This window comes from Phragmitibacter flavus (assembly GCF_005780165.1).
Classification (GTDB): domain Bacteria; phylum Verrucomicrobiota; class Verrucomicrobiia; order Verrucomicrobiales; family Verrucomicrobiaceae; genus Phragmitibacter; species Phragmitibacter flavus.
Genome location: NZ_VAUV01000004.1, coordinates 268,754 through 284,674, shown reverse-complemented (window position 1 = coordinate 284,674; position 15,921 = coordinate 268,754). Strand labels below are relative to the sequence as shown.

The 15,921-nt window shown below is 57.3% G+C and carries 9 protein-coding genes; 3 read left to right on the top strand and 6 right to left on the bottom strand.

Annotated elements, in window-relative coordinates:
* Positions 1-85: 85 nt before the first annotated feature.
* Positions 86-3,865 carry an ATP-dependent RNA helicase HrpA gene (gene hrpA / locus FEM03_RS06330; RefSeq protein ID WP_276609646.1) on the top strand — a complete coding sequence of 1,260 codons (3,780 nt, stop codon included), beginning with the start codon at positions 86-88 and terminating at the stop codon, positions 3,863-3,865.
* A 99-nt stretch (positions 3,866-3,964) separates the two neighbouring features.
* On the opposite strand, the gene FEM03_RS06325 is transcribed toward hrpA, so the two are convergent.
* Positions 3,965-6,328, bottom strand: coding sequence for an FAD-dependent oxidoreductase (locus FEM03_RS06325; RefSeq protein WP_138085346.1), 2,364 nt, complete (start codon positions 6,326-6,328; stop codon positions 3,965-3,967).
* Between the two features lie 150 nt (positions 6,329-6,478).
* On the opposite strand from FEM03_RS06325, the gene hemL reads away from it, so the two are divergent.
* Positions 6,479-7,768, top strand: a complete 1,290-nt coding sequence (hemL, locus tag FEM03_RS06320; protein WP_138085345.1) for a glutamate-1-semialdehyde 2,1-aminomutase — start codon at positions 6,479-6,481, stop codon at positions 7,766-7,768.
* Between the two features lie 278 nt (positions 7,769-8,046).
* Here the strand turns inward: hemL and FEM03_RS06315 are convergent, their stop codons facing one another.
* The 3 genes from FEM03_RS06315 to FEM03_RS06300 form a co-directional block, all read right to left on the bottom strand.
* Positions 8,047-8,772, bottom strand: coding sequence for a PEP-CTERM sorting domain-containing protein (locus tag FEM03_RS06315; protein ID WP_166442672.1), 726 nt, complete (start codon positions 8,770-8,772; stop codon positions 8,047-8,049).
* Entirely contained in the window at positions 8,765-9,736 is a 972-nt protein-coding gene (locus FEM03_RS06310) for a TIGR02597 family protein (RefSeq protein WP_166442671.1), read from the bottom strand. Before FEM03_RS06310 ends, FEM03_RS06315 begins: the two co-directional genes overlap by 8 nt.
* A 531-nt stretch (positions 9,737-10,267) precedes the next feature.
* Complete coding sequence (locus tag FEM03_RS06300) at positions 10,268-11,059, bottom strand: biotin--[acetyl-CoA-carboxylase] ligase (RefSeq protein ID WP_166442670.1); 792 nt, start codon at positions 11,057-11,059, stop codon at positions 10,268-10,270.
* A gap of 97 nt (positions 11,060-11,156) precedes the next feature.
* On the opposite strand from FEM03_RS06300, the gene FEM03_RS06295 reads away from it, so the two are divergent.
* A complete protein-coding gene (locus FEM03_RS06295) occupies positions 11,157-12,041 on the top strand; it encodes a polyprenyl synthetase family protein (protein WP_138085341.1) in 885 nt (294 codons plus the stop codon).
* Here the strand turns inward: FEM03_RS06295 and FEM03_RS06290 are convergent, their stop codons facing one another.
* Together FEM03_RS06290 and FEM03_RS06285 are read right to left on the bottom strand one after the other, a co-directional pair.
* Positions 12,042-12,650: a TPM domain-containing protein gene (locus FEM03_RS06290; RefSeq protein ID WP_138085340.1), complete on the bottom strand. Its 609-nt coding sequence runs from the start codon at positions 12,648-12,650 to the stop codon at positions 12,042-12,044.
* 84 nt (positions 12,651-12,734) lie between these two features.
* Positions 12,735-15,902: an efflux RND transporter permease subunit gene (locus FEM03_RS06285; protein WP_138085339.1), complete on the bottom strand. Its 3,168-nt coding sequence runs from the start codon at positions 15,900-15,902 to the stop codon at positions 12,735-12,737.
* Between the last annotated feature and the right edge of the window lie 19 nt (positions 15,903-15,921).

Here is a 15,921-nt window from a genome sequence, read left to right as displayed (position 1 = left end):
TAGGAGGCCCGAAGGCCCGTCTCGAGCCTTTCAGTCGATCACAAGGCCCGGGACGGGCCTTCTACTTTCCTCATCAAGCATCTGCGTGTATCGTGTCCGCCCTCGTTCTCACATGGCCGCTGTCATTCAATATCCCCCCGATCTTCCCATCAGCGCACGACGCGAGGAAATCGTCGCGGCCATCCGGCAGAATCAGGTCGTCATCCTCGCCGGAGAAACCGGTTCCGGCAAAACCACCCAGTTGCCCAAAATGTGCCTCGAAGCCGCCGGACCCGACATCCGCGGCAAAATCGGCTGCACCCAGCCCCGTCGAGTTGCGGCCATGAGCGTCTCCAAACGTGTCGCCGAAGAACTGCAAGTCACTTGGGGCCGCGAAGTCGGCTGCAAAATGCGCTTCAACGACGACACCGGTCGCGACACCCGCATCAAGTTCATGACCGACGGCATCCTGCTCGCCGAGATTCAGGGCGATCCGATGCTGCGCGCCTATAGCATGCTCATTCTCGATGAAGCGCACGAACGCTCGCTCAACATCGACTTCCTCCTCGGCTACCTGCAAGGCCTCCTCAAAAAACGTCCCGACCTCAAGCTGCTGGTCACCTCGGCAACCATCGACACCGAAGCCTTCTCCAAACACTTCGACAACGCCCCCATCATCGAAGTTTCCGGCCGACTCTACCCAGTCGACATCCGCTACCAGCCCACCGCCAGCTTCGACGATCAAAATCACATCGAAGTCGCCGCCAGCGCGGTTGAAGACGCCCTCATCGAAACCCACGATGGCGACGTGCTCGTATTCATGCCCACCGAGCGCGACATCCGCGAAACGCGCGACCTGCTCGATGGTCGACTCGGCTCCGGCTTCGAAGTTCTCGCCCTGTTCGGTCGCATGGCCTCCGCCGAACAACAACGCATCTTCAGCCCCGGTGCCAAACGCCGCGTCGTCATCGCCACCAACGTCGCCGAAACATCCATCACCATCCCCCGCATTCGTTATGTCGTCGACACCGGCCTAGCCCGGATGAGTCGATACAATCCGCGCACCCGCACCAAACGACTCCCCGTCGAACCCGTCTCGCAAAGCTCCGCCAACCAACGTGCCGGTCGCGCCGGTCGTGTGCAGGACGGCGTCTGCATCCGCCTTTACGACCAGGAGGACTTCGACAAGCGCCCCAAATTTACCCAGCCCGAAATCCAGCGCGCCAACCTCGCCGAGGTTATTCTGCGCATGAAAGCCTTCAAACTGGGCGACATCGAAACCTTCCCGTTCATCAACCCGCCCGTCCAGGCCTCCATCACCAGCGGCTACGAACTGCTCCACGAACTCGGTGCCCTCGACGACACCCATGAAATGAGTCCACTCGGACGCGAACTCGCGCGTCTGCCCGTCGACCCGACTCTCGGTCGCATGCTGCTTCAAGCCCGCAAAGAAGACGCCCTGCCCGAGCTTCTCGTCATCGCCGCCGGACTCAGCATTCCCGATCCCCGCGAGCGACCCGAGGAAGCCAAAGAACAAGCCGCCGCCGCCCACAAACAGTTCTGGTGCCCCGACTCCGATTTCCTTTCCCTGCTGCGTCTCTGGCAGGCTGCGCCCGATGCCCAAGGTCCCTCCGGCACCCTCAATCAATTGCGCAAGTTCTGCAAAAAGAACTACCTCTCCCTCACCCGCATGCGCGAGTGGCGCGACGTCTGGCGGCAGCTCGGCGACGCTCTTGATCACAAAACGCCCCCTCCCGACCGCGCCCAGGCCACTGACACCGCCATCCATCGTTGTATCCTCACCGGCCATCTCGGGCACATCGCGATGCGCGAGGACCGCAACACCTACAAAGCCGCCGGCAACCGTCAGGTCACCCTCTTCCCTGGCTCCAATCTCTACCAACGCCGCGAGAAAAACCCCAAGGACGCCGCCCTCGCCGAGAAACTCAAACAACCCGCCTGGATCGTTGCCGGCGAAATTGTCCAGACCTCCCAGCTCTTCGCCCGCTCCGTTGCCAAGATCGAAAACACCTGGATCAACGAACTCGCCGCCCATCTCCTCCAGCACAAATACAGCGAGCCTCATTTCCAGGAAAAAACCGGTCGAGTCCTCGTCTGGCAACGCAATCTTCTCCACGGACTGGAAATCTCCCGGCAACAAATCGACTTCGGCAAAGTCGACCCCCAAGGCGCCACCCAGCTTTTCATCCGCCACGCGCTGATCCAGAATGAAACGCCCATTCCCCACGCCTTTCACTCCCATAATCAGAAGCTGCGCGAGAAAATCGAAACCAGTCTCACGCGCATTCGCAACAACCGCGTCTACGCCCTCGAAGACGCCCTGTTCGACTACTACGAAAAGCACTTCAAGACCACCCCGGTTTCGTCCATTCACGACCTCAACCGCGTCATCACCGCCCAGTCGCGCACCAACCCCCATTTCCTCCACGCCACCGAATACGACCTCACTCACGGACACGACATCGACTGCGATCTCGCCCTGTTCCCGGATCAGGTCGGCCTCAGCAACACCAACACCGTCCTTCCCCTCACCTACGCCTACAAACCCGGCCAGGAAGACGACGGCGTCACCATCCAGGTCCCGCTTCATCAAGCCCATCAACTCAGCGATGCCCAGCTACAGTGGATGGTTCCGGGTTTGCGTGAGGAACTCATCTCCGTCCTGCTCCGTGCCCTGCCCAAAGTCGCCCGCCGAGCCTTGATGCCCATCGATCCGAAAGTGGCTGAAATCGCCCGCAGCTTTGAGCCCGGTAGCGGCGACTTCTTCAGCTCGCTTGCCCAACATCTCACCCGACATTATCCTGTCACCGTCAGCGCCAGCGACTGGCCTCCCAACAGTCTGCCTGCGCATCTTCAGCCGCGCATCGAAGTCCTCGACAAACAAAACAAAACCCTCATCACCGACCGCGACCTCAGCGCCATCCGCGCCAAGGTCAAAACCACCGCCATTCCCACCGGTGCCTGGGAAAAAGCCGTCCGCCAATTCGAGCGACCTGCCCTCACCACCTGGTCCTTCGGCGACCTTCCTGAAAAAGTCATCGTCGAACAAGTCGGCGATGTCACGCTCACCGGCTATCCCGGTCTCGCCTTGATCAATGGCGAAGTTCACCTCCGGCTTTTCCGCACGCTCGCCCTCGCCACCGCCGCCACGCCACCCGCCATCCGCAAACTTGGCGAAACCCAAATCGGACGCGATCTCGCCTGGCTCGCCAAAGAGCTCAAAAACCTTTCCATCGGCAGTTCCCCAATTGCCAAAAAACCCGCCAGCCTCCAAGACGCTCTTTCCAACTGGCAGGCCCCATCAAAAACCTCAAGTGTCGTCGCTGTCTCCAACGACCTTCCACAAATGGCGTTCGATCACATTCTCGACCACGTCCTGCAACTCACCCCCCTTCATCCCCTCACTGAAAAGCGGTTCCTCGCCCTCTGCGAAAAAGCCCGCAAAGATCTCCCCGTCATTACCCATCGCACGCGCGAGCTCTTTAAAGAAATCCACGCACTGAAATCCAAGATCAAACAAAGCGCCCATCGTTACCCTGAATTCGAAGCCGATCTTGAACGCCTCGTTCCCGCCGATCTCTTGCGCACCACCCCCCATCGTCAACTCGCCCACATCGTTCGTTACCTTCGCGCGGTGCAAATTCGCGCCGAACGCGCCTCCATCAACCCCGCTAAAGACGAAGACAAAGCGTGGCTCATCAGCGACTTTCACGATTGGCAAAACCACGTCTCCGAGGCCAATCGTGAAACCTTCCGCTGGATGCTCGAAGAATACCGCGTGCAAGTCTTCGCCCAAGAACTCGGCACCGCCCAGCCCGTTAGCCCCAAACGTCTGGAAGCCTTGATGAGTGCCTCAACCGCTTGATCACTTGCAACCTCCAGCCCCATTGAGGCAGCCAATTAAAAATCCATCCCTCCTTCCAGAGAGATGGATGATCAAATTTGGGGAAGTCAGAGTCAACGCCTACTTCGCCGGCAGAATCTGCACGGCATCCAGATGCACATTGCCACCGGAGTTTTCGGTTCCGATGATCACCGAAGCTTCTTCGCCGGCATTGAAAGTGAAGGTGCCGAGCGAATGGAAACCTTTGTCCAACCCCGCTTTTTCCTTCTGATTCAAGGTTGCGGTTTTGGCTCCTTCTGCGCTTTGCACACTCACCGGCACCGACGTGCCGCGGTTCTCATGAGGCTGCCAGTTCACGCGCACTTCATATTTGCCGCTCTCCTTCACGCTGAAGATGTATTTGGCCCGCGCGCCCTTTTCCCTGCCGTAGTGATACCCTTTGTGAACATAAGGCTTCAAACCTTCGCCGTGCGTCCAGGTGCCAGTCAGTTCGGCTTCGGAATCATCAATCACCAGACCTTCCAGCTTGTCCAAAGGAATGAAATCCATCACCACCGGAGGCAGTTTCACCGCGCCCTCTGGCAGATACAGAGGCGACTCAATGCCGTCGCGACGCATGGCACCAGGCTGGCTCATCAGCTCCTTCAAATTGTCCAGATACTGCTCATAAACACCCCGTGGCGTCGTTTCATGACGAACACTGAGATAAGCAGCCTTGCCGACCACCTCGCCCATCATGCCGATCGTGCGCATCACGCGGGTTGAACCCAGAGCGCCGCGATCCACGGAAATCTGCCGACCCGCCATGAACATGTTTTCGATGTCCTTCGAATAGAAACAGCGATACGGCACGGGATAACCGACGCGACGGTCGATGCCCTCACCAAACACCGCGCGTGAGATGAATGGATTTTCCGGATACGTCTTCATGAACTGTTCGCGAGGATAATGCAGGTCAAGGTCCCAGGTGGTTGGCACGCAGCCATCAGGGAATTGTTTGCCTGCAATCACGTCTTTCTCCGTCAGCACCAGATCCCCCTGGATCAAACGTGACTCACGGGTGCCGCCGATGTAGGCCAGCCAGTCGAAGGAGTAGTTTTTGTATTTCTCCGGGTTCGTTTTGCGCATCGTGCTGAAGGCCCCAAAGACCGCACGAAGGTTCCAATCGCGCACCAGCTCGAGTTCTTCGATGGGATGTTTGTCAAAACCCGACTCCCAGAACCATTCGCCCTTGAGGAAATTTTCATGGTCAAGCTTGCTCAGGTCCACGGTCTGGTAGCCTTCCATGTTTCGTTGATTGCCGGAAGCCTTCTGCGGCTTCATCGCGTGGGGTTCAGGAAAATCTTCCGGGGTCAACTGCAACGCCCAAGGCGTTTCTGGCCACTCTTGAGAAGCCTCTTTCTTGTGAATCACCCACATGTTGCTCATGCCCAGGTGGCCTTTCAGCGCCATCGTGTAGCTCGCCTCCGCCATCGCGCCAAGGGTGCCGTGACCGGTGCAGTCAGAGAAAAATTTGCCCGGAATCTTTTTCTCCGTGCTGTTCTTCACATCCAGCGCAATCACTGCCGCAATCTTTTTGGCGCCCTTCTCCTCCTTCATCTCGACCTTCCAGACGTGGTGGAACAAAAACAAATCAATGTTCTTTTCCGCACGAACGACCTTCTCCTTCAATTCATCGCCGTATTCCTCAATACGACCAGGGCTGTTGCTGGCGCGATCGGCAAACTCTTCCACGATTTCGCCCAGATGCGGATACAACCCACGACGTGTGCCGCCCATCGCCCACACTTGCACTTCACTCGAACCGTTACCGCCGAGCACGCCGCGATTCTGGATCAACGCCACCTTCAATCCCTGACGCGCCGCACTGATCGCCGCACCCAAACCCCCATAACCACCGCCGACCACCACCAAATCATACTCCTTCGTCACCGGCGGCTCCGCAGGTAGCCCGAGTTGTTCATGACGAAACTTTGCCAGCGCCGCTTTCTCCACTGGAGGGGCTGCATTCAAATCACTGGTCAGATAAATCGCATCCACCCGACCGTTGAACCCGGTCAGGTCATGCAACGCCAGCTTCAAATCGCCGTCCTTCAGCGTCACCGTGCCGCCATCTTCCCAAAGCCAGTCCTTGCCCTCGGCCCCAAACTCCTTCGCCAGCTTTTCTCCGTTCACCGAAACCTGAAAACGTCCAGGCGCCCCCGGTGCATCCCAAGGGCCCACCCAGTTTTTCGTGCGCACCCAGACTTTAAATTCTCCGGCACCCGGCGATTTCACCGTCGCACTCGCATCCTCCACCGGCTTGCCCAAACCATGAGCCATCAAATACGGCGAACCCATGATCTCAATGAATTGTGTGTCCAGCACCCATCCTCCATGTTCGCCAAAGGATTCGGCTTCAACAAACTTGCTGGTGGCTGTGGCTGTGGCTGCCTGCGCCTGAAAGGCAGCAAAAAGGCTTAGGGCTAGGAGTGACTTCTTCATAAGCTGATTAAGGAAACGATCCGCCCGAAAAGGCTACTACAAGCGCGAACCGGCGGGAAGAGGATAACAAGCCACGGTGCGCTTTTCTTTCGTCCCAACCCCCGAAAATCAATCGACGCCAGCCTCAAAACTGCCCATGTTGACCCCGCCATGTCCGAGTCCTCGTTGTCTTCCAAACTCTTCGCCACCGCCAAACAATACATCCCCGGCGGCGTCAATTCCCCCGTGCGAGCGTTCCGCAACGTGGGCGGCGAACCCTTTTTTGCCCAGCGCGCCAAAGGCTGCCGCGTTTGGGATGTCGACGGCAAGGACTACATCGACTACGTCGGCACCTGGGGACCCGCCATCCTCGGACATGCCCCCCAGGCCGTCGTCAACGCGGTGCAGAATGCCGCCAAAAACGGCGTCAGCTTCGGAATTCCCAATCCGCTCGAAGTCGACATGGCCAAACTCATCGTCGAATGGGTGCCCAGCATTGAAAAGGTGCGCATGTGCAACAGCGGCACCGAAGCCACCATGAGCTGCGTGCGGCTCGCCCGTGGTTTCACCAAACGCGACCGCATCGTCAAGTTCGACGGCTGTTACCATGGTCATGTCGACGCCCTCCTGGTCGCCGCCGGCAGTGGAGCCCTCACCCATGGCCAGCCCGACAGCGCCGGCATCCCCGCCAGCTACGCCGCCCTCACCACCGTTCTTCCCTACAACGACGTCGAAGCCCTCGAAAACTGCTTCGCCACTCTGGGTGATGAGATTGCCGCCATCATTGTCGAAAGTTATCCCGCCAATGCTGGACTCATCCTTCCCCAGCCTGGTTATCTGCAAAAGCTGCGCGACATCACCCAGAAACACGGTGCCCTGCTCATTTTTGATGAAGTCATGACCGGCTTTCGCATCGGCAAAGGGGGGGTTCAGGAAAAAGAAAACATCACCCCCGACCTCACTGCCCTCGGCAAAGTCATCGGCGGCGGCCTTCCCGTCGGAGCTTTCGGCGGACGTGCCGACATCATGGACATGCTTGCTCCCGACGGCCCCGTCTACCAAGCCGGCACCCTCTCGGGCAACCCTCTCGCCATGGCCGCCGGACTCGCCCAGCTTCGCGAAATGGAGAAAAATCAGGGCTGGCAGCGTCTCGAAGAACTCGGTCAAACCATGGAAACCGCCGTATTGGAGACCCTTAAAAAAACCGGTCGAAACTATCAGTGGTATCGCGCCGGCAGCATGTTTTGCCTGTTCTTCACCGAAACCCCCGTCAAAAATCTCACCGACGCCAAGACCAGCGACCTAAACGCCTTCCGCAGCTTCTTCCATTACTGCCTCAACCACGGCGTCTACTTCGCCCCCTCCCAATTCGAAACCGGTTTCATCAGTCTCGCCCACACTCAAGACGACCTGGACCGCACCGCCGAAGTGGTGCAGGAGGCGTTGGAGCAGTTGGGTTGAAACCAGGCTTTGAAAGCAGTTCAGCAAAACGCCACAGCGACATTGCAAAAAAGACTCAAACCGCGCACAACATGTTCGCCTCCAAACTTTTCTCGGCTGAGTGAATGAAAGGTTGAGGGTGTCCTCAGTCGGGTATCCTACCTCAAATCAAAACTGGCCTGAGTGGGTGACGGCGAGTCATTTCACTATGCTTCAACGCGTGTAGACTAACCCAGCGAGACAAGAACCCAGACCTCTAGCGAAATGACCACCGCGACCGTAGGCAGACGATCAAGTGTTTATTCATTGTGTCTGCGACGACGCAGTAAAAAACCCCCGATTCCCATGCCAATCAAAAGCATCCTACTCGGTTCAGGAATCGCTTGGAACTGCTGATTGGCTGAACGAATTACGTCAGTGCCGAGAAACGCACTGCTAAAATCCACATCCCCGAGTGCAGGCATCACGAAACTGGCGTGACTGAAAAGCCCATAGTAGTCACCGGCAGAGGCCGTATTTGTTGAGAACCAAATCAAAGCGAATTTGTCTAGAGCACTGATAGGGCTCGTAGGCTGATCAGGGTTAATCGGAACAAGAGAAACGTTTTCTATAGTCCCGAGCGACCCAGTTGTTACAAGATCCCCTTCGAGGAGTCCTGTGCCATCATACGTAAGCCCTGACCCAGGCTGAGCGGGATTTCCACCAGGATGAAAATAAATATCGGTGACGATCCCACCGATAGTCATAAAGCCCCCGTTCAACAGTGTAGCTGGAGACATTTCATCATAGGCGCCAGGTTGAAATGTAGAACCATTGGTGCTAACCAATACCCCATAAAGCATTCCGTTTGTGGCCACACCTGCACTATTCGCAAAATTTGAAGCGACACCATTTACAAAGGGCAGGCTCATCTGCAATGTAGCCGCCGCGTTTAACTTTGGAACGTTAAATAAACCCTGGGCGCACACTAAAACTGCAAAGAAAACGAAAAATTTCATATTTGAGGCAGAGGGAAATTTAATCAAGATAGGAAGGAAGACTCTCCCATGTTATAATTTGGTTGGTAAGGGCAGCATTGTTTTTACGGAACACATAACCGTTACCTGGTTGCAGGAAAAATGTGGTATTGACGTTGGAGCCTCCCAGAAGCCACGCGGTTCCATTGTATACCAATGTTTGTGACGCAGACTTGTTTTTTCCAACGGTCGCATTGTCATACACAACGAGTTGGTCACCGGGAGAAAACCCAAGACCCAAGTTTCCGACTGCCTCCGGAATTGGACTACTGTATCCGAACCAAACATCCTGTCGGTTGGCTGCCGTAAAAGTGCGGATGAGAGTTCTAAATTTATTCATTGGAACACCTCCCGACATCGCCAAAACTAGCGGCGACGTTGCATTATTCCTGAGGACGAATGACTGGCCGAACTCAAGAGGATAATGATTGGCATTTGAGGCACTTTGGATCCAGGAAGTTCCGTTGTATACCAAAGTCGTTTGAGACGACAAGTTAATGCCCGGACTGTCAGTGGGTTTAATTAAGATTTGAGTTCCTACATTTGGGACCCCTGTGATCAGAGAAGTAGGGGTCCAGAAAGGAACGATATCGACCAGATCGCCCGATTGAGGGCCATTCGCAGCAATTGTGAGAATCTGAGATAAATCATCTCCGACTTTCGGCTGCACCGTAATTGAGTTTGTGCTATTCGCTGTGATTTTCGCAATCATTCCCTCCTTAACACCGCTTGAAATCAGAACAGCATACGAATTGTTTTGGACTCCAGCTGAGAATACAAGTTGATTGACTGCCCAACCGGTTGATCCAGACAAAACTATTTCAGAGCCATTGATCGACTGAATCATTCCTTTGTGAACCGAAGCTCGGTAAAAAGGAACGGCTAGCACTGCATCTGATTGACCAGGGACAGTGAGCTTGACAAATCCTACCGGATCAGTGGCCACTTCTTGCGTCTGAGAGAAGGCAGCCATCCCCAGTCCCGCAAAGGTGGCCGCGAGAACGAGGTTTTTTCGAAATTTCCCGCAGCTTGGAGCTCCAAATATGGATTTTCTGACACCCGATGTGCCCAGGGCTTGGTGGTTGGAAGCTCGCGATTGCATATTGGAGAAGGGGGCAATTAGGATTAACCCTGAATTGAATCTAGAAAACGGCCTGGGGTCAAGGAATATTTCTGTGACGGTTTGCTTTGTTTTGCAGGGAAGAGTTCTTGGGTTTTGGTTCTTTGTTCTTAGCAGGAAGGCGGAAGTCGGAGGTCGGAGGTCGGAGGTCGGAGGTCGGAGGTCGGAGGTCGGAGGTCGGAGGTCGGAGGTCGGAGGTCGGAGGTCGGAGGTCGGAGGTTTGATCCAATATGTAGAGCAGGGACGTCTTGGGAAGGGTTGGAAGGTGATGCTTTTGTTGAATTGGATGCTGGGCGGGGAATGGGTGGTAGTGCTGGGGTTGCTGAGCGGGCGCTTGGTTCGAGGGGGCAACGATGTGATGCGTTGCGGCTCTTGCGGCCAGCTCTAGCTCCAACGCACTTGTTCGGCGCTGGTGAGGGTGAAAGTCGGGCCGCTGGCGGGGGCGACGATGAGGTGGCCTTCGTCGTTGAGGGCGATGGCTTGACCGGAGATCTCGTGGTCATCGAGTTTGGCGCGGATGGCACGACCGATGAGCAGGCTCCGCTCGCGAATGCCCTGGATGATCACCTCGTGGGAGTCCTGCCAGAAGGGGGTGAGCTGATTGAGTTGCTTCAAGAGGGTGATGGCGATGCGTTCGCGGGGTTGCGGTTGCGATGGACCGAGGCTGAGTCGGAGAGAGGTGGCGATGGGAGTCAGTTCTTCGGGAAATGAGGAGCGGTTGATGTTCAGTCCGATGCCCAGAACCATGAAGGGGCCTTGATTGGAGGTGAAAGTCTCGGCGAGAATGCCCGCCACTTTTTTGCCGTCGACAAAGACGTCGTTGGGCCATTTGATGAGGGGCTTCAGAGGGGTGGTGGATTCGATGGTCCGGCACAGCGCGAGGGCGGCGATTCCGGTGAGACGGGGCCAGAATTCGAGGGGGATGGTAGGTCGCAGGAGAATCGAAAGCATCAGGTCCTCGTAGGGTTCGGATTGCCAGCGGTTGTCACGTCGACCGCGGCCTTGTGTTTGTTGCTCGGCAAAAACGACGAGACCGTGGGGAAAACCGGCAAGGCCGAGGTCCTTGACATGGTCGCTGGTGGAAGCGAGCTCATCAAAGACCTGCACGTCATGCCCAATGGGTTGTCCGGCGAGAGCGGTGGCGATGCGGCGTTGGCTGAGGGGATCGGGCGTCATGGATCGTGCGAACATTGCGCTTGCCAAGTCTGGGGTTCAAGGTGCAAGGAACTAAATTCGAAGCGGTTGCTTCCCTCCTTCCTTGCCCTCATTTTTCATGGCTGATTTCAAAACTTATCTTTCGGAACGTGCGCAATTCATTGATGTGCTGCTGGACCAGTGGCTGCCTGCAGCGGAGACCCGTCCGGCCTCGCTGCATCAGGCCATGCGGCACAGCGTGCTGGCCGGCGGAAAACGTTTGCGTCCGGTGTTGTGCATGGCGGCGGCAGAGGCTTGTGGGGGCACGAAAGAGGCGGCTTCATTCGCGGCCTGCGCGGTGGAATGTTTGCATACTTACACGCTGATTCATGATGATCTGCCGTGCATGGATGACGATGATTTGCGTCGTGGTCGGCCGACCTGTCACAAGGTTTATGGGGAAGCGGTGGCGCTGCTGGCGGGAGATGCGCTTCAGGCGCTGTCATTTGAATTGTTGGCGAAGACCCAGCAGGGGGTGCATCATTCCCATGGTGACATGGTGACGGAACTGGCGCGCGCTTCGGGGAGTTTGCATCTGGTGGGTGGACAGGTGGCTGATGTGGAGGGCGAAGGGAAAGAGCTGGCGTTGGAAGACTTGCGTTACATCCACGAAAGCAAAACGGCGGCGTTGCTGACGGCTTCGGTGGTTTTGGGCGGCATGGCGGCGGATGCGACGAAGGAGCAGTTGCAGGGTTTGCGTGAGTTCGGCGCGGCGACGGGTCTGGCGTTTCAGATCATTGATGACATTCTTGATGTCACCCAACCGAGCGAAAAGCTGGGCAAGAGTGCCGGAAAGGATGTGGCGTCGCAGAAAAGCACTTACCCGGCGTTGATGGGCATTGAGGCTTCGCGTGCGGAAGCGCAGCGGCTGACGGCACAGGCACATGCGGCACTGGAGGTTTTTGGGCCGTATGGGAAGCGTCTGCGTGACCTGGTGGATTACCTGCTGGCGCGCGACTATTGATCAGTAGGCGAAAGACTCACCGGCTTGATCCTGGATCTGACCCTGGCCCTGTTCGCGGATTCCATACAGGCGTGGAATGTCCTGTGACATTTCATGCAGCTGTTGCTGAACGACATCAAGAGAGGCATGAAAAGCGTCGGAGAATTCGCGGCATAGCAGGTAGGGCAGTGCTGAGTCGGTGATGCGCTGCAGACGTTCGCCGGTGAAGAAGGGCTCCAGTCCGTAACCGACCATGCAGGCGCAGCTGGCGGTGTTGGTGTCGATCACCAGCAGCACGACGCGGCAATCGCCCCCTTTTTCCATCGGTGCAGCAATGCCTCCTTTATTGAACAACCAGAACACATAAACCGGAAAGGGCACCTTGGCCGGAGCTTCCACCAGCACGGCGGCAAACCGGCATTGGGGGAACTGCAAAGTGAGTTCGTGAAGATGGCTGGTGAGTTTGGCGACCTGTCGTTTGCTGAGGAAGCCCACCAGATCCGTGATGCCGGACCGCAACTTGGGCGGGATGCCCATCATTCGATCCAACGATGCGAGATGAAAACCACAGCTGGGGCAGGTGGGGCTGAGTTCTTGCAGTTCGTCTGCAGCGCAGGCGGGACATTTCATTTCATTTGATGGGGCGAGTGGGTGTTGAAACAATCGAAGCAGGTGCAACGTCGAAGTGAAGCCGATATTGGGGGAATTGATGGATCAAGAATGCGCGGCTGGCGAGGCGTTTTCACCGACCGCCGGTGGTTTCTTGAATTCGGGGGGACCGGTGATTTTTTCGGAGATGCCTTGAACGACCGCATACAACCAGGGGATAAAAAACACGCCGATGAGGGTGGCCGCGCTCATGCCGAAAAACACGGCGGTTCCCAAGCTCTGCCGACTGGCGGAACCCGCACCGGTGGAGATGACCAGCGGCAGCACCCCGAGGATGAAGGCGAGCGAAGTCATGATGATGGGCCTCAGTCGAAGTCGAGCACCTTCCAATGCAGCCTCCTGGATGCCCATGCCGCTCTCGCGACGGGTCTTGGCGAATTCGACGATGAGGATGGCGTTTTTGGCGGCCAGACCGATCAACATGACGAGTCCAATCTGCACGTAGACATCGTTGGTGAGGCCGCGCATCCAGGCACCAAAGAACGCTCCGAAGACGCCGATGGGAAGTCCAAACAACACGGCGAACGGGACGGTCCAGCTCTCATACTGGGCGGCGAGCACCAGGAAAACGAACAGCAGGGCAAGGCCGAGAATCACCGATTGCTGGCCTCCGGCTTCCTTTTCCTGAAGCGCGGTGCCGGTCCATTCATAGGCATAACCAGCGGGCACGTGATCTTTGGCGAGGTCTTCCATCGCTGCAATGACCTGACCGGAGCTGATGCCGGGCGCGCCGGTGGCGGAGATCTCTGCCGTGCGATAAGTGTTGTAGTGCGGGAGCAGGTCGGCCCCGGTGGTGGTTTCGACCTTCGCAAAGGTGCTGAACGGAACCATGGTGCCATCGGCACTGCGGGTGTAGATGTTATAAATGTCTTCGGGCTGCATGCGATACTCGGGCTCCGCCTGAACTTTGACCTGGAAGCTGCGACCAAACAGGGTGAGGTCGTTGACATAGAGTCCGCCAAGATAAGTCTGCAGGGCACCGAAGACGCTGTCGAGCGGGATGCCGAGCGTTTTGATTTTGTCGCGATCCAGATCCACGAAGGTTTGGGGAACCTTGGTGCTGAAAAAGGTGAAGACACGGGCCAGATCGGGATGCTGGTTGGCGGCACCGATGAACTGATTGGTGACGGCCTGCAACTCTTCGGGCGTTCCGCCGCTGCGGTCCTGCAATTCAAACTGCACGCCACCGGCATTGCCGAGCCCTTGAATCGGCGGCGGGGCAGTGGGGATGATCATCGCCTCGGGGATCTGGCTGACCTTGGCAAAGATGGCTGGCACAATGTTCGCCACCTGGGAATCGGGATCGGTGCGTTCCTTCCAGTCCTTGAGGGAGACGATGCAAACACCGGCGCTGGAACTGCGCGCGCCACTGAGGAGGTTGAGTCCGCCAATGGTGATCACGTCACTGACACCCGGGGTTTCCTGAAGCAGCCCTTCGACTTTGCGCAACACCTTGTCGGTCCGTTCCTGTGAGGCTCCATCGGGCAGGGTGGTGATGACAAACAGGTATCCGAGATCTTCGTCCGGCAGGAAGGAGGTGGGGAGCCGGTTGAGCAATCCGATGATGCCGGTGTAGATGCCAAGGAGCAACACGAGCGCGATGACGGCGTAGCGGATCAACCATTTGCAGGCGTTGACATAACCGTTGGTGATGCGGTTGAAAAAGCGGTTGAAGGCACCAAGCGCACGGGCCACGGGTCCTTTGGAGGGCTTGCGCGGGCGCAGCAGCATAACGCACAACGCGGGGGTGAGCGAAAGCGCGACGATGGCGGAGATGATGACGGACACGGACAGCGTGATGGCAAACTGCTGGTAGAGCTGGCCGGTGATCCCTCCCATGAACGAGACGGGGATGAAGACCGAGCACAACACCAGCGCGATGGCGATGACGGGTCCAGAGACTTCATGCATGGCCTGCTTGGTGGCATCGAGCGGACTGAGCCCGTTTTCAATATGATGCTCCACGGCTTCGACAACAACGATGGCGTCATCCACCACAATGCCAATCGCCAGCACAAGAGCAAAGAGGGTCAGCGTGTTGATGGTGAATCCGAGCGGACCAAACACCGCGAACGTGCCGATCAAAGACACGGGCACCGCCAGCATGGGGATGAAGGTGGCGCGCCAGTTGCCGAGGAACACAAAGACCACGACAAGCACAAGAATAAATGCCTCGACCAGGGTGTGCATGACCTGTTCCATGGAGGCGGTGACGACGCGGGTGGTGTCGAAGCTCACCTTGGCCTCCATGCCGACAGGAAAGGCCTTGGAGAGTTCATCCATCTTTTCCTGGGCCGCCTGGGCGGTGGAAAGCGCATTCGCGGTGGGCAGCTGGAATATGCCGATCAGTGCGGCGGGCGACCCATTGATACGACCGAAGCTGGCGTAGTCCTTGCCACCGAGCTCGGTGCGGGCGACGTCACGTAATCTGACCACGGTGCCATCGGCAAGGGTGGTGATGACGATTTCTCCAAATTCCTCGGGCTGAACGAGGCGGCCTTTGACGTTGACGGAAAATTGAAACTCCACGCCGCTTTCGGCCGGTGGTGCCCCGATCTGACCGGCGGCTGCCTGCACGTTTTGTTCGGCGAGGGCATTGGAGACGTCGCTGGCAGTAAGGCCGAGCTTGGCGAGTTTGTCCGGCTGCAACCAGACCCGCATGGAATAATCTTTTTGGGTGAAGATGTTCACTGCGCCGACACCGGGAACGCGGGCGAGTTCAGATTGCAGGTTGAGGAACGCGTAGTTGTTGAGGAACAAATCGTCATAGGTCCCGTCCGGTGAACTCAGGGCAAACACCAGCAGCATGTCCGGCGATTGTTTGGTCACGGTGATGCCATTGCGGACCACATCGGTCGGCAGTTTCGCCTGGGCACGGGCGACGCGGTTCTGCACATCGACCGCGGCGTCATCAATGTTTTTGCCGACCTTGAAAGTGACTTTGATGGAGCTTTGGCCATCACTGGTGCTGCCGCTGGACATGTAGAGCATGTCTTCAGCCCCGCTGATTTCGAGTTCGAGCGGAGTCGTGACGGTTTCCTCGACCACTTGGGAGCTGGCACCCGGGTAGACCGCCGTGACCTGGATGGTTGGCGGGGTCATGTTGGGGTAGCGGGCGATGGGCAGGGAGTTGAGTCCGAGCCATCCGACCAGCACGATCAGGATGGAAAGCACCATCGCAAAAACGCGGCGTTGGATAAAAAATTGGGCCATGGGAAGGGAAGGTCTCCGG